Origin of the sequence: Faecalibacterium sp. i25-0019-C1, assembly GCF_042854225.1 — a bacterium.
Classification (GTDB): domain Bacteria; phylum Bacillota; class Clostridia; order Oscillospirales; family Ruminococcaceae; genus Faecalibacterium; species Faecalibacterium taiwanense.
Window position 1 is genome coordinate 438,599 of record NZ_AP031428.1, and the last position, 17,912, is coordinate 456,510.

Below are 17,912 nucleotides of genomic sequence, written 5' to 3' on the forward strand. Positions count from 1 at the left end.
AAGGAGGTGTGCGCCATGCAGCAATACCGCAATAACAGAAACAACGGCAATATCTACGACCTGCGGAAAGACCTGCAGCATACTCCGCCGCCTTCACAACAAAAAGGATCTTCCGGCAGTGCGGACGGGCGCTATGGCTTCAACGGGGAACCGCTGAGCTTTGCGCCGGACCGCACCGCCAATGGTACGGTGCGCCGCACCCGTACCGATAACAGCATCGAGTTCCCTTCGCAGCCGCGCCGCACCGAACAGAGCGGAACCCGGCGCACCAGCGGCCAGAACCGGAACCGTACCGCGCAGCGAAGCCGCACGGCCCAGCCGGAACAGCGTGCATCCGGCACGGCCCGCAAGCCGCAGCAGCGCCGTTCACAGGGGCAGAAGCCGCGCAAGACAGCGGCTCAGGCAGCGCAGCAGCGCTACAAAAACCAGCGTCTGCGCCCGGCACAACAGCAGCCACGCGACCCGGTACAGCGGGAAAAACGCAAGAAGCGCCGCCTGACCCGCGCTGCACTGAAGCGGCGGCGGATGCTGCGGCGGCTGATGGCCTTTGTGACCCTGCTGGCCGTGATCGCCGCCGGTGTTTACCTGACCATGACCATGCTGTTTAAGATCGGCACCATTCAAGTGCAGACGGCGGACGGCACCGTAGTGCAGGAGGTGGGCGGCTATTCCAGCAGCCAGATCCTGCAGGCACTGGGTGTGCAGACCGAAGAGAACATTTTCAGCTTTGACCCCGCCGCCAAGGAAGCGGAACTGGAAAAGCAGTTCCCGCTGCTGGAATCCATCAGGGTGGTTCGGGATTACCCCAACACGGTGGTGGTGCAGGTGACCGAGGCGGTGCCTACCTATGCCATGCAGACGAAGAGCGGCTGGCTGACCCTCTCGGATCAGTTCAAGATCCTGGCCTGCGAGTCTGCCCAGCCGGAAGAACTCAAGACCCTATACGGCGGCGAGCCGGTGTCGGTGACACCCGGCGACCAGCTGACCTTTGCAACGCAGGCAGACCCAGCGGCATCGGATGCATCCGGTTCGGCAGCAGCTTCGGCAGCGGTGCAGACGGACGACCGTCTGGATGCGCTGAATGAGCTGCAGGCAAAGCTGGAAGAGTATGGGATGCTGGACGATGTGACCCGCATGGAATTTGCGGACACCGACCAGATGGCATTTTTGTATCAGGATCGTGTCAGTGTGCTTCTGGGTACACGGAACGATCTGGATTATAAGCTGGACCGCGCACGCTATGTGCTGACCAATGCCGACGGCAAGGGCTGTGCCCCTACCGACACCGGCAGACTGGATTTCAGCCATGTCAGCGCGGGCAGCACCCGTAAAATTTACTTTGCACAGGGCCAGCCGACCCTGCCCTCCGGTTATGTTGTGCCGGAAAAGACCGTGCCGGAAGAGCCTGATACCTCTGCTGCCGAGGATACTGCGGCAGACGGTGCAGAGGATGCCGCTGCGGCCCAGCCTGCGGACGATACGGCGGCAGCTGCGGAAGAAACACCGCTGACCGACACTGCCCGCATGACCGCAAATAACGAAGAAAACCCCATGTGACAAAATGTTTTGAGGAGCGTGTGCAGTATGAAACTGGAACAGTTATTGGAAGGCGTGCCCTTTACCCTTGCGCAGGGCAGTCTGGACACCGAGATCTCAGATATCATCTACGACAGCCGCAAGGCGGCACCGGGCCTTTTGTTCGTGTGCATCGTGGGCACCCAGCGTGACAGCCATGAGTTTGCCGCCGACTGTGCGGCAAAGGGTGTCAGCGCACTGGTCATCCAGCACGACATCGACCTTTCTGCCATGCCGGGCGTGACCGTGGTCAAGGTGGAAAGCAGCCGCTATGCCATGGCTCTGATGAGCGCGAACCTCTTCGGCAACCCGTCCCGCCAGATGACCATGATCGGTGTGACCGGCACCAAGGGCAAGACCACTACCACCCACATGATCAAGAGCGTGCTGGAAGCTGCAGGCCGCAAGGTGGGCATGATCGGCACCAACGGCATTTATTATATGGGCCGCCACAAGGAAACTGCCAACACCACCCCGGAAAGCTACGAGCTGCAAAAGACCTTCCGGGAATTTCTGGATGCAGGCTGCGACACCGCGCTGATGGAAGTTTCCAGCCAGGGCCTGATGATGGACCGCGTGGCCGGTGTGCACTACAATGTGGGCGTGTTCACCAACCTTTCGCCGGATCACATCGGCCCCGGCGAGCACAAGACCTTTGAGGAGTACCGCAGCTGGAAGGGCCAGCTGTTCAAGCGCTGCGACGTGGGCGTGGTGAACATTGACGATGAGAACACCGAAGCCCTGCTGGAAGGCCACACCTGCCGCCTTGTCACCTATGGCCGCGCTGAGCAGGCGGACTACCGCGAGACCGGCTTTGAACTGCTGCGCACCCACGATTTTCTGGGCGTGAAGTTCCATGTGACCGGCAAGGACGAGATGGATGTGAAGGTGAACATGCCCGGCGAGTTCAGCGTGTACAACGCGCTGGCCGCGCTGAGCGTGGGCAAGGTGCTGGGCCTGCCGGATCAGGCGATCCACGACGGCCTTGGCAAGTGCGTGGTCAAGGGTCGCGTGGAGCTGGTGCCCATCAGCAAGAAGTTCACCATCCTGCTGGACTACGCTCACAACGAGGTGTCCACCGAAAGCCTGCTCACCACTCTGCGGGCCTACAAGCCCCACCGTCTGGTGGTGGTGTTCGGCTGCGGCGGTAACCGCTCCAAGCTGCGCCGCTATGGCATGGGCGAGATCTGCGCCAAAATGGCCGATTTCTCCATCCTCACTGAGGACAACAACCGCTTTGAAAAGGTGGAGGACATCCTTGCTGATATCCGCGTGGGCATGAACAAGGGCAACCCGGACGCAAAGTTTGTGGAGATCCCGGACCGTCTGGATGCCCTGCACTACGCCGTGGATCACGCGCAGGAGGGCGACCTGATCGCCGTCATCGGCAAGGGCCACGAAACCTACCGTGACCGCGAGGGTGTCAAGACCCCGTTCCTGGAGCGGGAGCTGTTGGAAGAGTATGCACAGCAGATCGGGCTGGAATAACAGATAAAAAAATAACGCCGTGTCGAATGTTCGGACACGGCGTTATTTTTTGCGGTAATTATGCTTTCAGCTGCGGAGCCTTGTTCTCCGGCAGGAGATTGGTCATGCTCTTCAGGCTGATGCCGATGGTGGAGAGATTATGCAGCATGGCAGAGGAGGCCGGCTGCAGGATGCCCAGAGCACCCAGCGCGATGAGGGCCGAGTTGAAGGTGAGCACGAAGCGGTAGTTTGCGTGCACGCGCTTTTGCAGAGAGTTGGCGATGGCCTTGAGGGCCACCAGCTCCTCCAGACTGTCGGCTTTGATGGTCACATCGGCGATCTCGCGGGCGATGGCAGCGCCGGAGTTGATGGCAATGCCGATATCGGCAGCAGACAGGGCGGGGGAGTCGTTGATGCCGTCGCCGATCATCACCACGGTGTGGCCCTCGGCCTTGGCCTGCTGGACGAAGTTTGCCTTGTCCTCGGGCAGCACCTCGGCAAAGAAGCGGTCCACGCCCACCTGCTTTGCAATGGCGGCAGCGGTGCGCTCGCTGTCGCCGGTCATCATGACGGTGTTCCGGATGCCCAGCGCACGCAGTCCGTTCAGCACAGCGGCGGCTTCCGGGCGCAGCGGGTCGGAGATGCAGATGACGCCCACCAGCTGCCCGCTGGCTGCCATGTACAGGTGCGAATACGCGGGCTTGAGGGCATCAAACTTTGCCTGCTCGGCTGTGGGGATGGTGCACTTTTCATCCTCAAAGACGAAGTGGTGGCTACCAATGACCACGCGCTCACCGCCCACGCGGCTTGCAATGCCATGGGCTACGATGTATTCCACCTCGGAGTGCATCTCCTCATGGGAAATGCCGCGCTCCTTGGCGGCACGCACCACGGCGTTGGCCATGGAATGGGGGAAGTGCTCTTCCAGACATGCGGCCAGCTGCAGAACTTCGCGCTCGTTACAGCCGGAGAAGGGTACGACCTCCACTACCTGCGGGGTGGCACGGGTGAGGGTGCCGGTCTTGTCGAACACGATAGTGTCGGCCTGAGACAGCGCTTCCAGATACTTGCCGCCCTTGACGGTGATGTGGTAGCTGCCGCACTCGCGCATGGCGGAAAGCACGGCCAGCGGCATGGAGAGCTTGAGCGCGCAGGAGAAATCCACCATCAGGCAGGAGATGGCGCGGGTGGCGTTGCGGGTGAGCAGATAGGTGACCACCGTTGCGCCCAAACACCATGGCACCAGCTTGTCGGCCAGCACCAGCGCACGGTTCTCGGTGCTGGACTTGAGCTTTTCGGATTCCTCGATCATGGCCACGATCTTGTCGTAGCGGTTGGAACCGCCCTCGGCCTTGGCGATAAAGACGCACTCGCCCTCCTCCACAACGGTGCCGGCATAGAGGGTGGACCCCTCTGTCTTGCGCACCGGCATGGACTCGCCGGTCAAAGCAGCCTGATTCACCATGGCTTCGCCTTCCAGAACGGTGCCGTCCAGCGGGATCATGTTGCCGCTGCGCACGACCACCTCATCGCCGGAGCGTACTTTGGTCAGAGGCACCAGCACTTCGGTGCCTTGGCTGCGCACCCACACCTTGTCCACGTTCAGGGCCATGCTGCGGGCCAGATCGTCCAGACTCTTCTTGCGGGTCCACTCTTCCAGCAGAGAGCCCAGATTCAGCAGGAACATGACAGAACCGGCGGTGCCAAAGTCGCCGCGCAGCAGCGAGACGCCGATGGACAAAGCGTCCAGCACCTCCACTTCCAGCCTGCGGCTCAGCACGCAGCGCACACCCTTCCAGAGGAAGCGGATGGAGCGGAATGCCGTGTAGGCAGCGTCAAGGGGTGCGGGCAGGAACAGCTTGCGCAGGCAGCGGCCTGCCACCAAATCGAACATTTTATCCTGATATTCCCGGTTCAGCCTGCGGCTGTCGGCGGAGGTGACCAGAGCGTCATACTCGGCCACATCGAACTTATAGCCTGCCAGAATGGCAATGGCGGCGGTGCGCTTGCCGGTATAGGTAATGACCACATCGCCGGTGCGCTCGTAAACGGCGGCATGGACGATGGCATCATGGTGGTTCAGATAAGCTTCCAGCACATCGGCACGGTGCAAAGTCATGCGGACTTTTTCCACATGCACGCGCATCCGGCCTTTGCCTTCATGCAGAATGGTACATTTCATATATCAAATATCCTTCTCTATCTTTTTGCCGCAGCGTCAGGCTGCTATACCCTGCACGCCTGCGGCCCCACTCTCACAAAAAAGAGCCGCCCGAAGGCGGCTCGAAAGCCACGTTGGGGCTTTCAATGCTTTACGAACCGAAAATTACTCAGCGGTCTCTTCGGTGGTCTCCTCGGCGGCATCCTCGATCACAGCAGCCTCGGCTTCAACAGCACGAGCCTCGTTGATGGCCTTTGCATCGGCCAGAATGTCACCGGCCTGCTCCTGGACCTTGCTGACGGTCTCCATGGTGGAGTCCTTCATGCGCAGCACGGCAGCAGTGGTCTGGGTGTAGACCTTCTTGGCATCCTTGCTGGACAGCAGCTTGAAACCGGCAGAGCCGAACAGAGTACCGGCGGCGAACAGTGCGATCTTCTTGATATCCATAGTAACTTCCCTACCTTTTCTATTTCCTGTCAGAGGCCCTGCACCGCAGGACCTGTAAGATGAATATACCGGCCCAAAAGCCGGAGAACAGGGTGGACATTTCCCTTCTGTCGAGCCTATTGTAGCACAGAATTTACCATTTTCAAGCTTTTTCTTGAATGTTAATACATGTAAACTTTTTACGATGTGTAGTTAGAAAAAGCTATCTCTAACGCGTTTTTTAAGACAAACTACAGTTTGTAAATGGAAACTAACCGGCAGATGGGACGAGAAAGAATTTCCAGTTTGTAAAAAATCCTGGTTTGGAAATGCAGGTTGCCGCCACGGCCCTTCTCTGTGAAAAAGCAACCCGGAAAAATCCGCAGATTTTTCCGGGTTGCTAAAATAAAAATCGTTTTCCGCTGAAGATGCCAAGAGCGACGCGGCGGGCATTTTAAACCGTTTTGCTTTACAGGATGCGCACCCGGATCACGGCGGGGATGGCAGCCAGCTTTTCGGCCAGCTTCTTGTCCACAGCACCGGTAGCATCCAGCATGGTGTAGGCCATGTTCTTTTTGCTCTTGTTCACCATGTTCTCGATGTTCAGGCCGGCTTCGGTGGTCAGGGCGGTAATCTGGCTGATCATGCCGGGCTCGTTTTTGTGGATGATGCAGATGCGCTTGCCGCCGGCTCTGGGCTGGTTGACCTCCGGCATGTTCACCGAGTGGATGATGTTGCCGTTCTTCAGGTAGTCGCTCAGCTCCTTTGCAGCCATCACGGCGCAGTTGTCCTCGGCTTCCGGGGTGGAAGCGCCCAGATGGGGGGTGCACACGATGCCGGGCTTGCCCAGAATGGCCTCAGACGGGAAGTCGGTCATGTAGCCGGACACCTTGCCGGTCTCCATGGCTTCCAGCAGGGCTTCGGTGTTGACCAGTTCGCCGCGGGCGTAGTTCAGGATCTTCACGCCGTCCTTGCACAGGGCAAGGGTCTGGACGTTGATGGTGTCCTTGGTGGTGGGCAGGTAGGGCACATGGATGGTGATGTAGTCGCACAGGGGCAGCATGTCGTTCAGGTTCACGCAGTGGTGTACCTGACTGCTCAGGTTCCATGCGGCGTCAATGGAGATGTAGGGGTCGTAGCCGTAGACCTCCATGCCCAGCTCAATGGCGCAGTTGGCCACGCGGGAGCCGATGGCACCCAGACCGATGACACCCAGCGTCTTGCCCTTGATCTCGTTGCCCACGAACTGCTTCTTACCCTTTTCCACGGTCTTTGCCATGGCGGGGTCGCCGGTCAGGCCCTGACACCACTGGGCAGCAACAGCCACATTGCGGCTGCCGGCAATCAGCATACCGATCACCAGCTCGGCCACAGCGTTGGCGTTGGCACCGGGGGTGTTGAACACCACGATGCCCTGCTCACTGCAGCGGTCCAGCGGGATGTTGTTCACGCCGGCACCGGCGCGGGCGATGGCCAGAAGATTGTCGTTGAAGGCGGTATTCAGCATGTCGGCGCTGCGAACGAGGATGCCGTCCGGGGTATCGGTGTCCACAGCCACGTCAAACTGCTTGTTGTTCAGCTTTGCCAGACCCACCGGGCTGATGGCGTTCAAAGTTTTGATGGTGTACATAGTCCAGATTTCCCTTCTATTATACAGGAACCCTCTCAGTCACGGCTTGCGCCGTGCCAGCTCTCCCGAAGGGCGAGCTTAGAAAGCGGGTTCGATCAAGTTGTCCCTCTGATAAAAAGCTCCCCCCTCGGGGGAGCTGCCGAACGAAGTGAGGCTGAGAGGGTTTTATGCGTTCTCCTTGCGGAACTTCTCCATGAAGTCCACCAGCTTGTCCACACCCTCGGCGGGCATTGCGTTGTAAATGGAAGCGCGCATACCGCCTACCAGACGATGGCCCTTCAGGTTCACGAAGCCTGCTTCTGCAGCTTCGGCGCAGAACTTCTTGTCCAGATCTGCATTGGGGCTGGTGAAGGTGACATTCATGGTGCTGCGGTAGCGGTGCTCCACAGGATTCGTGAAGAAGCCCTGACCGTCCAGATAGTCGTACAGCACTTTGGCCTTGGCTTCGTTGATCTTCTGCATGTTGGCAAGACCGCCGATGTCGTTTTCCAGATACTTGAGCACCAGACCGGTCATATAGATGCACCAGCAGGGGGGCGTGTTATACATGCTGTCCTTGCCCAGCAGGGTGGTGTAGTTCATCATGGTGGGCACATTGTCGGCAGCATGGCCCAGCAGGTCGTCGCGGACGATGGCAATTGCCATGCCGGCGGGAGCTACATTCTTCTGCACGCCGAAGTAGATGCAGCCGTACTTGGTCACATCCACGGGCTTGGAGAGGATCATGGAGCTCATGTCGGCTACCAGAGGCACACCCTCCACCTGCGGCACCTCCACGAACTGGGTGCCGAAGATGGTGTTGTTCTGGCAGATGTGGATATAGCTGGCATCCTTATCATAGTTGATGGCGTTCACGTCCGGGATGTAGGTGAAGTTCTTGTCCTTGCTGGAAGCAACGATGTTCACCTCGCCGAACTTGGCGGCTTCCTTGGCGGCAAGGTTCGAGAAGTTGCCGGTGACAAGGTAATCTGCTTTGCCGGTGGTCATGAAATTCAGCGGGACCATGGCAAATTGCTGGGTGGCACCGCCCTGAAAGAAACCGACCTTGTAGTTGTCGGGAATGTCCATTACCCGGCGCAGGGTGGCCTCGGTGTCCTTGATGATGGCATCGAACCACTTGCTGCGGTGGCTCATCTCCATCACGCTCTGACCGCTGTCGCCATACTCGAGCAGCTCTGCCTGTGCCTGCCTGAGCACCTTCTCGGGCAGCATGCTGGGGCCTGCGCTGAAGTTGTAAACTCGTGCCATAATGAACTCTCCCTTTCCTGTATCGCACAGCACCGCGGTTTTCTGCGGTGCGTTCTGTTGATTGCTGTAGCCGTAGTATACCGGTTTTGCAGGGATGAAAACAAGAGCATCTTTGCACAAAGATACGGCGCAAAAGCCCCTGTGCGGGCACAAAGCACACAAATGTCCTTGATAGAAAAACAAAAACAAAGACAGATGTAAAATATAGCTGAAAAAGCCTGATTTCATCGGCGTTTCCGGCTCTTGCGCTTTGGCGCAGAAATTGGTATAATAATAAAACAAAGACAAACGTAAAAGCAAAAAAGATGCGGAAAGGAGGGAGAACAGCAGGATGTATGGCATCCCGGACAGTGTAAAGCCGCTTTCGGCGGCAGAGGAGCAGGTGATGCTGGCGGTGTGGGCCTGCCGTGCGCCCGTCACCCGGCGGGACATCGACGCAAAGCTGCGCGCAAAGGGCTGGGCACCGGCGACCGTGCTCAACTTTCTTTACCGGCTGGAAGAAAAGGGTTGGGTGAAAAGCGGCAAGGATGGCAACCGCAACACCTACACTCCGGCCATCACCCAGCGCGCCTATAATGTGTGGAGTATGCGGGAACGGCTGGATACCCTCTTTGGCGGCGACCTTGCGGCGGCGGTGCACGCGCTGGTGAGCGAGAGCGGCTGCGGCCAGAGCGAGCTGGAACAGGCCATGAAGGTGCTGGAGGAAAAGCATCTGGAAGCGGAAGAATATGATCTGTATGACCCTTATGGGTAAAAAGGAGAGCGGAAGATGGATTGCAAACTGCGTGCCAAAAATTGCGGCGGCTGCCCGATGCTGGGCATGCAGTCCGTCATGGCGTTGCGGAGCGCCGGTGCTGCATAGGTCAGAAATTTCATGCCCCGTCCGGCATCAAACAAAGGGATCGCGTTCAGCAGGCCGATACTTCCCTCCTGCATCAAATCATCCAAATCAATTCCAATATCATTTTCATCCAGCCCCATGTTTCGGTATTGCTCCAGCGCAATTTTTCGGATGAATCCCAGATTCTTTTCCAGCAGAATGTCACGGGCAGCCGTATCCCCTTTCTGTGCCAGTCTGCACAGCTGCTCATTGCTCCGGGTCGGCATTTTGCTTCTCCTGCGCGTGGTCTAAGGTGGATTGGAGAAATTCCGTCAGCGCCTGACCGAACTTGTCTAATGCTTCCTTTTGCACACCGTCCATCCCCGCTGCGCTCTGGGTGACGGCGGCGGAAATCATTTCGGGCGTGATGGTCGGAGTATGAACATCCGCCCCTTTGGTGAGTTCGGTAAACATCTGCTGAGTGATGCCCTTGGTCAAGGACTGCGCTGCTGTGAAATCGTTGCCGATCTCTTTCTTCACTTCCCGCAGCGCCGCCATAAATGTGTTCTGTATCATCGTCAGGTCTGCCTGATATACGGGAACTTTCTGCCGGTTGACAGTTCTGGCCGCCTGCACCGCAGCGTCTGTTTTATTGTTTCGGCGCAGCATGGCGCTGAGAGTAGTAAGCATCTGGTTCTGTCCGGCGAAACCGGCGGCCAGCGTATCGTCAAAATATTGCTCAATCATATAGGTGACTTCTGCAAAGCGAGGGCTTTCCAAAAGGCGGTTGACGATCTCTGCATTGGCTTTTCCGGTGTACAGATTCCGCGCCGCCTGCACCGACAGGCCCAGTTCTTCAATATCAAAATTTGTCCGGTCGGGCGTGTTGACTTCCCCCAGCAGGAAATCTGTGGAGACTTCAAACACTTTCGCAATGCGGAGCAAATGTTCTGTGCTGATCTTATCAGTCTTACCGCTGACAAACCGGCTGATGGCGCTCTCGGTGCTGCCGATGCGGGTCGCCAGCTGTGCCTGGGTAATTTTATGTTCCTTCATAAGCTCCTGCATCCGCTGCCGGATATTGCCGGGCAGATAGGCTCCCTCCATGTGACGCACCTCTCTTCTGAAAACTCTCTTTATCCATTATACCTGATAAAACCAGCGCGGGCAAATGCTTTCCGCTGGCTTCGCCGCTCTGAGGTCTTGCATTTTTGCAAGATTTCAGGGCGGCGTTTTTTCATTTCTTGCACTTTTAGCGGATTTTTCGGTTTATAGGCTTTTTCCCCGTATATTCAGGCAGACGGGCAGATACCGTCAATAAATAATGGAGGACAAAGCCTATGAATTTATTTGAAACTGTAAAATCCGCTGTCACCGTGAAGCAGGCCGCCGAATACTACGGCTGTAAGGTCAACCGGGGCGATATGATCTGCTGCCCCTTCCACGATGACCGGCATCCCAGCATGAAGCTGAACAGGGATTATTTCTATTGCTTTGGCTGCGGGGCTACCGGGGATGTGATCGATTTTGTGGCGCGGCTGTTCGGCCTGAGCAGCTACGAGGCCGCAAAGAAGCTGGCCTATGACTTTGGCATCGACCCGGACAAGCCCCCGGCAGCGATGGCTTTGAAAAAGCCCTATCCGCTGGCGCGGGCTTTCCGCAACGATGAGATACACTGCCAGCGGGTGCTCTGCGATTATCTGCATCTGCTGGAACGCTGGAAGGTCGAATATGCCCCGCAATCGCCGGAGGATGAACTGGATGACCGCTTTGTGGAAGCCTGTCATATGATCGAGTATGAAGGTGTTGATAATATCATACTGACAAGCAAATACGGCAAAACCAAATGCGCTACTGCAAAGGTGATTGCAGGTATCATCACCGCCGTTTTCACTACCACACTAGTTGCAGCATTTAACCTGCTTTTTGCTTTTGTTTTTTATGGAACAGAAGGGTTGGATTGCAGTATTCTATTTGCCCCCAGTGACTATGTGGAAGCGTTTATACCTTTTAATATCACTTGTTGGACGCTGCTCAAGTATCAAATCCTGTTGGCGTTTACCTGTACGCTTAGCGTTACTGGAATTACGCTGTTCCTATCTGCAATCAGTAAAAATCAGATTGTAGCTTTGGTTGCAGCGATGGCAATTTTTCTGTTCCCGGTTTTGCTGCCGATCACAGAAGCAAATCCGTTGTTCCGATTGGTTGGACTTCTTCCTATCTATCATGGACTGGCTATCTCGCTCCTGTCGGTGGAACAAATGAGTAACGGTATGCTGTATGCGATATGGGCAATCCCGGCAGCACTACTTTTTTTGGGAGTTGGTGCAGGTATCTCTCGCCGCGTATAGGAAATCCGCGCTTGCGAAGATCAAACAGTATTTGGAGGGAAAAGCAGATGATGAACACCGTTAGGAAATCTGAAAATCTGTTGCCGTTCCCTGTCATTTCCGCAGCGGCAAACGGCGACACAAACGCCATGTGCGCGATCTTGAAGCATTACGAGGGTTACATAGCGAAACTTTGTACCCGAACGCTGAAAGACGACGCGGGCAATACTTACTCCTATGTGGACGAAGAAATGCGTAACAGGCTGCAAGTGCGCCTTATTACCCGCACTCTTGCGTTTCATGTAGGCTAACTCTTTAAGCCCATGCGGGGAGCGTGTACCCCTTTCCACGCTTCCCGTTATGGGCTGTTTGTCGTTCCGTAAAAGCATATCGGAAACGGTATGCTTTTACAGGCTGACAAAGCCTTATTGTTCCTTGATAAAGAAAGCCCGCAAGATAACGGCGGTGCATCATAGGGCAAACGGATACGTTGCTGTCTGTATCGAGCTGGACGGCGGGTGCGCCACGATGCTTTTCTCTGAAAAGCGGAGCGATCTCCACCCCGCCGCAATGTAAGCGCAGCTGCTTGCGGGCCATGACATACTGACAGGCTGATACTCCCTTACCGTCAAAGTCCGAGCGTTCAGAGCGTCGCAGGCAATGAGTAGGGTTGCATGAGGAATGCAGGGGCGAGATTCCCGTGGGCTGCTGCCAGCAGCCATCCGTTGGCTCATTTTTTATTTTGTGAAAGGGGGATATTTTTGAAAGAACAAAATTTGATACGTTATAGCATTCAGCTTGCTTTTTTGAAGCAGCTGTTGGAAAGAAAGCTCATAACCGATAGAGAGTATTCCCTTATCAAACAGCGCTTAATGAAAGATTATCGTGTGGTTTCCGAACTATCCTCTTGATTTTGTGTCGCATTGGCATTATGATTAACGCAATGAAAGGAACACATTTAACAAGGAGGTCAAGCATGAAAGACGTTGAAGTCATTAAAGCGCGCAACACGCTCTCTCCACGAGCGCGTACGAACTTTGAAAAAAGGCTGCGCGTAGCCGCCTATTGTCGTGTCAGCACCGATACCGAAGATCAGCTGAACAGCTACAAATCGCAGGTCAAATACTATACCGAACTTATAAAAAGTAAGCCGGAATGGTCTTTGGCCGGCATCTATGCTGATGAAGCTATCACGGGTACGCAGGTAAAAAAGCGCGAGGATTTCCAGCGTTTAATCAACGACTGTATGAACGGTGACGTGGATATGGTGATTACCAAATCCATTTCGCGTTTTGCCCGAAATACGCTTGACACTCTGAAATATGTTCGGATGCTCAAAGATAAAGGCGTGGCTGTGTTTTTTGAGGAAGAAAACATCAACACCCTTACTATGGACGGTGAACTGCTCCTTGTAATTTTAAGCTCTGTTGCACAGCAAGAAGTCGAAAATATTTCTGCAAATGTCAAAAAGGGCTTGAAGATGAAGATGCAGCGCGGTGAGCTGGTCGGGTTTCAGGGCTGTTTAGGTTATGACTACAATCCAGCGGACAAAACCATCACCATCAACGAAGAAGAAGCGGCTGTTGTCCGTTACATTTTTCAGCGATACACGGAGGGTGCCGGTGGTTCGGTTATTGCCAAAGAACTTGAAAACTTAGGCTATAAAACCAAACGCGGCAGTCCCAAATGGGCAGACAGTACCGTAATCGGCATTATCAAAAACGAAAAATACAAAGGCGACATTTTGTTAGGAAAGACATTTACCGTTGACCCTATTTCAAAACGGCGTCTGTACAACTTCGGCGAGGAAGATCAATTTTATATTCGTGAGCACCACGAGCCCATTATTTCGGAAGAAGTCTTTGAAGCCGCACAGGAAATTTTGCGGCGGCGTGCAAAGCCCCGCAGCCTTAACGTGGACGGCAAACGTGAAAAGTTCAGTCGGAAATACGCTTTTAGCTGCATGATAGAATGTGGTTTCTGTGGTGGCACCCTGACAAGGAGGAGTTGGCATAGCAGTTCACAGTATAATAAAGCTATCTGGCAATGTGTTGTTTCCACCAAAAAAGGAAAAAAGTTCTGCCCGGAGAGCAAGGGCGTTGACGAAAGAACGATTGAGCGGGCTTTTGTAGAATCTTATCGCCTCTTGTGCCAGAATAACAAGGATGTTCTGGACGAGTTTATGAAACGAACAGAAGAAACTCTTTCTGAAAGCAACGCGGGCAAGCGTCTTGCGAAAGCCGAAAGAGATATTCACGCTCTGGAAGTCAAGAAAAACAAGCTGGTTGATATGCGTCTTGAAGATACCATCGACAAGGAGACCTACGACCGAAGGTATTTGGACCTGTCCAGCCAGATTGAGCAGTTGCAGAAAGAGTGTGAAAGCCTGCAAGATGCAGCCGAAACCGAATCTACAATGCGCAAGCGTGTTGCCACGTTCCGGCAGACCCTTGAACAGAACGAGGTTCTGGACACCTTTGACCGACATATTTTTGAAAGTATAGTTGAAAAAGTAATCGTGGGCGGTTATGATAGTAATGGGAACAAAGACCCCTACATGATTGTCTTTGTTTACAAGACCGGGTTCAAAAACAGTGTGGACGGCAAGAATTTCAAGCCGCTTCGCAAGAATAGCAAGGAGAACCACTCCCCTGCTGTTTTGTGTTCCCATGCTTCTAACGAGGCTGAATCCATGTGTTTCGATTCTAGCGACGACACATATCGAGGTCGTGTGTTCGATGGTTAGATTCAAAAAGCATTGATCTAATGTGAAGTAGGGTGAACCGTTTTATGGATTCTGTTACACAGCGTATAAAAATGATCCGGCAATATGAAGGAAAATAAGAAGACCTGTGCGGTCTGGTGAAAAATAACAACACAAATAGTACAGAGAAAAGGAGCATCCCATGAACGCAAATATCAATTATGATGAGATCCCGGATACCAGTGCCGTGCAGGAGGACCTGCTTGCGGCGCTGAGCAGCCAGCATGTGACCGTGCACACGAATGAGGAGCCGGACTTCGACTACATGGAAAACGGGGATGTGGCTTTTGTGGTCAAGAACCCGCACAATGATGAGAATTTGCTCATTGAACTGGGCGGCGAGTTCTCGGTGTTCTTCGGCCTGTGGCATGGGCAGTACAAGGCCGTGGAGTATGACTACGACCGCATGAAGAAGGACGTTGCCGCGATTCTGGCGGGCAATGCCGGTGCGCTGAGCCTGTATGCCGACGGCAGATGGCAGGGCAGTACCCTCTGCCCGGAGAAGGTGTCTGCCGATGCCGACATGGAAAAGCTGCTGGAACGCTGCTGGCAAAAGCAGGAGCCAAAGGAAAAACTGCTGGCACAGGGCGGCAGGGTGGAACTGCTCTACTGGGACCCGGCGGAAAATAAGAGCTTTATGATTCCGGCAAAGAACTGAATTATAACAAAAAGGACACACCACAACGGTGTGTCCTTTTTGTTATACGATATGAAGCTTAGACCTTCTCGATGGTGATGCTCCAATCAGCGGTCATGGCCTCGTCCGGCTCCAGCACTTCGTGCTTGCCTTCCTCATTGACGCTGTTGGCCCAGCCGTTCCACGGCTCCATGCACACAAAGCTCTCGGCATCCTGCTGCCACAGCACGGCGTGGTCGAAGCTGTCGTCGGCATCCACAGTCACCTTGTGGCCGCTGCCGCTGTCGGTGAGGGTCATGGGGAACTGCACGCCGGTCAGCAGGCGCACGCTGTTGTCCGCACCTTCCTTGCGGGTGAGGGTGATCTTTTCCGGGGCAGCGGGCTGCTCGCCCTTGGCGCTCTCGGAACAGGTGGCGCACTTGATATCGAAGTCCACATTCTCCAGCTTGGAAGCCTTGAAGTAGGGGTGGAAGCCGAAGCTGAAGGGCATGTTGGTGTCGCCCTCGTTGATCACGGTCATGTTGATGGCGGCAGTGTTGCCCTCAAGGTTATAGTTCATCAGCACGGTGAAATCGAAGGGATAGAGGAACTTGGTCAGCGGGGTGGACTCCAAAATCAGGGTCACGCCGTCCGGGCCGACGCTCTCCACATCCCATGCGCACAGGTCGGCAAAGCCGTGGTTCTCCATGGGGTATGCCTTGCCGTCAAAGATGTGCACGCCGTTATCCGGCAGGCCGCAGTTGGGGAACAGCACCGGCACGCCGAAGCGGGGGCGGTTGCACTCGGAAAAATTGGGGTGGCGGGTCCAGATGTACTCCTCGCCGTTCAGGGAGAAGCCGGTGATCATGCCGCCGCGCTCCGGGGTGATGACCAGCTCGGTCTTTGCCTCAGCATCGGTGATAACGTACTGCTCATAGCAGGCACCGTTTTCGGTGACATAACGGGTGGTGATCTGATTCATAGTTCAGTCCTCCTTATGTTTCTGGTTCTGTGCCAGTTTTTCAAAATAATAATCAATGCCATAGCGAATGAGATATTTTATGACCCTTGCAATAACGGCCACGATAGCGGCAAAAATGCCGCCGTAAAGCAGAAACGCATAGATCATCATGCGAGTGGTCATAGCCATAAAAACACTTCCCTTCCGTTTTCATGCACAAAGAGGCTGCCGTACAGCCAAAGTGCCATACAGCAGCCTCGAAACGATTACAGAACGACGCCGTCCTTGAAGATGGAGATCTCGCGGAAGCCGTGCTTCTCGGCCTTGGTCTGCTCACCGCTTGCAACGCGGATGACCAGATCCAGCAGATCCTTTGCAGCCTCGTCGATGGTCTTTTCGCCATCGGCGATCACGCCGGTGTTGAAGTCGATCCAGCCGGATTTCTTCTGGGCCAGCGGGGTGTTGGTGGAGATCTTCAGGGTGGGAGCCGGGGCCGAGAACGGAGTGCCGCGGCCGGTGGAGAACAGGATCAGGTGTGCGCCTGCGGCGGTCATGGCCGTGGCAGAAACCAGATCGTTGCCGGGGCCGTACAGCATGTTCAGGCCCTTGGTGACAACGGGATCACCGTAGCCGATCACGTCCATGATGGGGGCAGTGCCGCCCTTCTGGACGCAGCCGCAGCTCTTGTCTTCCAGCGTGGTGATGCCGCCCTGCTTGTTGCCCGGAGAGGGGTTATCGTAGACCACCTCGTTGTGGCTGATAAAGTAATCCTTGAAGCCGTTGATCATGTGCTCAGCCTTGACAAAGACGTCATGGTTGATGCAGCGATCCATCAGGAAGCCCTCAGCACCGAACATCTCGGGCACCTCGGTCAGCACGGTGGAACCGCCGCGCTGGCCCATCATGTCGGAGAAGCGGCCGATGGTGGGATTGGCGGTGATGCCGGACAGGCCGTCCGAGCCGCCGCACTTCATGCCCACCACCAGATCGGACACGGGGATAGGCTCACGCTTGAACTGCCCGGCATAGGCAGCCAGCTCCTTGAGGATATCGCGGGCAGCGGTGAACTCGTCGTCCACCTCCTGACAGGTGAGGAACTTCACACGGTCGTGGTCGTACTCGCCCAGCTCTTCCACGAACTGATCGTGCTGCAGGTTCTCGCAGCCCAGATGCAGCACCAGAACGGCGGCAGCATTGGGGTGGCGCACCAGCGCAGCCAGCAGCTTGCGGGTCTGTGCATGGTCGTGGCCGGTCTGGCTGCAGCCGAAGGGATGGGTGAAGGTGTACAGGCCCTCGATGGAGCCGGTGACCAGATCCTGATTGTCGGCAACGATCTTCTTGGCGATGTCGTTGACGCAGCCCACGGTGGGGATGATCCAGATCTCATTGCGGATGGCGGCACGGCCGTCCTTGCGGCGGAAGCCCATAAAGGTCTCCGGCTCGACCTTGGGCAGGGGAGCCAGATCCGGGGCGGGGTTGTAGCTGTACTCTACCTCACCGGACAGGTTGGTGTGCACGTTGTGGGTGTGCATCCAGCTGCCGGGAGCGGCATCTGCGGTGGCGTGGCCGATGGGAAAGCCGTACTTGATCACGTTCTCACCGTTCTTGATGGGCTTCACGGCCATCTTGTGGCCCTGCGGAATGTCCTCCAGAGCAGTCACAGAAAGACCGTCCACTTCCACCAGCGTGCCCTTGGCAATGGGGTGCAGGGCAACGACCACGTTGTCGATGGGGCTGATATGAATTGCCTGCGGCATAGTAGTTCTCCTTATCGTATCGCACAAAAGGGAATGAACCCTCTCCGTCATCGCCATGCGATGCCACCTCTCCCGAAGGGCGAGGTCTTTGCGATGAAAACTTTACGTTTCCACGTTTCCGCAAAAGCTCCCCCCTCGGGGGAGCTGGACGCGAAGC

At 55.7% G+C, this 17,912-nt stretch carries 16 protein-coding genes and 2 pseudogenes; 9 read left to right on the top strand and 9 right to left on the bottom strand.

Features of this window, described 5'->3' with window-relative positions:
• The first annotated feature begins 15 nt into the window (after positions 1 to 15).
• On the top strand, positions 16 to 1,557 hold the full coding sequence (locus ACGHUK_RS02115) for an FtsQ-type POTRA domain-containing protein (protein ID WP_390574784.1): 1,542 nt from the start codon (positions 16 to 18) through the stop codon (positions 1,555 to 1,557).
• 27 nt (positions 1,558 to 1,584) lie between these two features.
• Positions 1,585 to 3,063, top strand: coding sequence for a UDP-N-acetylmuramoyl-L-alanyl-D-glutamate--2,6-diaminopimelate ligase (locus tag ACGHUK_RS02120; RefSeq protein WP_390574787.1), 1,479 nt, complete (start codon positions 1,585 to 1,587; stop codon positions 3,061 to 3,063).
• Positions 3,064 to 3,121: 58 nt separating this feature from the next.
• On the opposite strand, the gene ACGHUK_RS02125 is transcribed toward ACGHUK_RS02120, so the two are convergent.
• The 4 genes from ACGHUK_RS02125 to serC form a co-directional block, all read right to left on the bottom strand.
• On the bottom strand, positions 3,122 to 5,224 hold the full coding sequence (locus ACGHUK_RS02125; protein WP_390574790.1) for a heavy metal translocating P-type ATPase: 2,103 nt from the start codon (positions 5,222 to 5,224) through the stop codon (positions 3,122 to 3,124).
• A gap of 144 nt (positions 5,225 to 5,368) precedes the next feature.
• The gene (locus tag ACGHUK_RS02130) at positions 5,369 to 5,650 is read right to left on the bottom strand and encodes a DUF6110 family protein (RefSeq protein ID WP_005944105.1); all 282 of its coding nucleotides are present in this window, start codon (positions 5,648 to 5,650) and stop codon (positions 5,369 to 5,371) included.
• Between the two features lie 448 nt (positions 5,651 to 6,098).
• Positions 6,099 to 7,259 (bottom strand): phosphoglycerate dehydrogenase, encoded by a 1,161-nt coding sequence (locus tag ACGHUK_RS02135; protein ID WP_390574791.1) that lies wholly within the window; start codon positions 7,257 to 7,259, stop codon positions 6,099 to 6,101.
• 165 nt (positions 7,260 to 7,424) lie between these two features.
• A complete protein-coding gene (gene serC / locus ACGHUK_RS02140) occupies positions 7,425 to 8,507 on the bottom strand; it encodes a 3-phosphoserine/phosphohydroxythreonine transaminase (RefSeq protein ID WP_390574794.1) in 1,083 nt (360 codons plus the stop codon).
• Between the two features lie 331 nt (positions 8,508 to 8,838).
• Between serC and ACGHUK_RS02145 the strand changes: the two genes are divergently transcribed.
• Positions 8,839 to 9,261 (top strand): BlaI/MecI/CopY family transcriptional regulator, encoded by a 423-nt coding sequence (locus tag ACGHUK_RS02145; protein ID WP_097774344.1) that lies wholly within the window; start codon positions 8,839 to 8,841, stop codon positions 9,259 to 9,261.
• Here ACGHUK_RS02145 and ACGHUK_RS02150 read toward each other — a convergent pair.
• Positions 9,252 to 9,488: a sigma factor gene (locus ACGHUK_RS02150; protein WP_390574796.1), complete on the bottom strand. Its 237-nt coding sequence runs from the start codon at positions 9,486 to 9,488 to the stop codon at positions 9,252 to 9,254. The genes ACGHUK_RS02145 and ACGHUK_RS02150 overlap by 10 nt on opposite strands.
• A gap of 106 nt (positions 9,489 to 9,594) precedes the next feature.
• Positions 9,595 to 10,434 (bottom strand): helix-turn-helix transcriptional regulator, encoded by an 840-nt coding sequence (locus ACGHUK_RS02155; RefSeq protein WP_015534243.1) that lies wholly within the window; start codon positions 10,432 to 10,434, stop codon positions 9,595 to 9,597.
• Positions 10,435 to 10,667: 233 nt separating this feature from the next.
• On the opposite strand from ACGHUK_RS02155, the pseudogene ACGHUK_RS02160 reads away from it, so the two are divergent.
• The 6 genes and pseudogenes from ACGHUK_RS02160 to ACGHUK_RS02185 form a co-directional block, all read left to right on the top strand.
• A pseudogene (locus ACGHUK_RS02160) lies at positions 10,668 to 11,126 on the top strand (CHC2 zinc finger domain-containing protein); the annotation flags it as partial.
• Positions 11,127 to 11,673: 547 nt separating this feature from the next.
• Positions 11,674 to 11,742: pseudogene (locus ACGHUK_RS02165) on the top strand (sigma-70 family RNA polymerase sigma factor); the annotation flags it as partial.
• Positions 11,726 to 11,968, top strand: a complete 243-nt coding sequence (locus ACGHUK_RS02170) for a helix-turn-helix domain-containing protein (protein WP_003431293.1) — start codon at positions 11,726 to 11,728, stop codon at positions 11,966 to 11,968. The pseudogene ACGHUK_RS02165 and the gene ACGHUK_RS02170, both read left to right, overlap by 17 nt.
• Positions 11,969 to 12,331: 363 nt before the next feature.
• Positions 12,332 to 12,568 (top strand): SHOCT domain-containing protein, encoded by a 237-nt coding sequence (locus ACGHUK_RS02175; protein ID WP_347562788.1) that lies wholly within the window; start codon positions 12,332 to 12,334, stop codon positions 12,566 to 12,568.
• 65 nt (positions 12,569 to 12,633) lie between these two features.
• Complete coding sequence (locus tag ACGHUK_RS02180; RefSeq protein WP_349935845.1) at positions 12,634 to 14,403, top strand: recombinase family protein; 1,770 nt, start codon at positions 12,634 to 12,636, stop codon at positions 14,401 to 14,403.
• 160 nt (positions 14,404 to 14,563) lie between these two features.
• A complete protein-coding gene (locus tag ACGHUK_RS02185; protein ID WP_371290052.1) occupies positions 14,564 to 15,079 on the top strand; it encodes a hypothetical protein in 516 nt (171 codons plus the stop codon).
• 58 nt (positions 15,080 to 15,137) lie between these two features.
• On the opposite strand, the gene ACGHUK_RS02190 is transcribed toward ACGHUK_RS02185, so the two are convergent.
• From ACGHUK_RS02190 to ACGHUK_RS02200, 3 genes are all read right to left on the bottom strand, one after another.
• A complete protein-coding gene (locus ACGHUK_RS02190; RefSeq protein ID WP_005944142.1) occupies positions 15,138 to 16,019 on the bottom strand; it encodes an aldose 1-epimerase in 882 nt (293 codons plus the stop codon).
• Between the two features lie 3 nt (positions 16,020 to 16,022).
• The gene (locus ACGHUK_RS02195) at positions 16,023 to 16,187 is read right to left on the bottom strand and encodes a hypothetical protein (protein ID WP_005944144.1); all 165 of its coding nucleotides are present in this window, start codon (positions 16,185 to 16,187) and stop codon (positions 16,023 to 16,025) included.
• Positions 16,188 to 16,264: 77 nt separating this feature from the next.
• Positions 16,265 to 17,755 carry a UxaA family hydrolase gene (locus tag ACGHUK_RS02200; protein WP_005944146.1) on the bottom strand — a complete coding sequence of 497 codons (1,491 nt, stop codon included), beginning with the start codon at positions 17,753 to 17,755 and terminating at the stop codon, positions 16,265 to 16,267.
• Positions 17,756 to 17,912 lie beyond the last annotated feature (157 nt).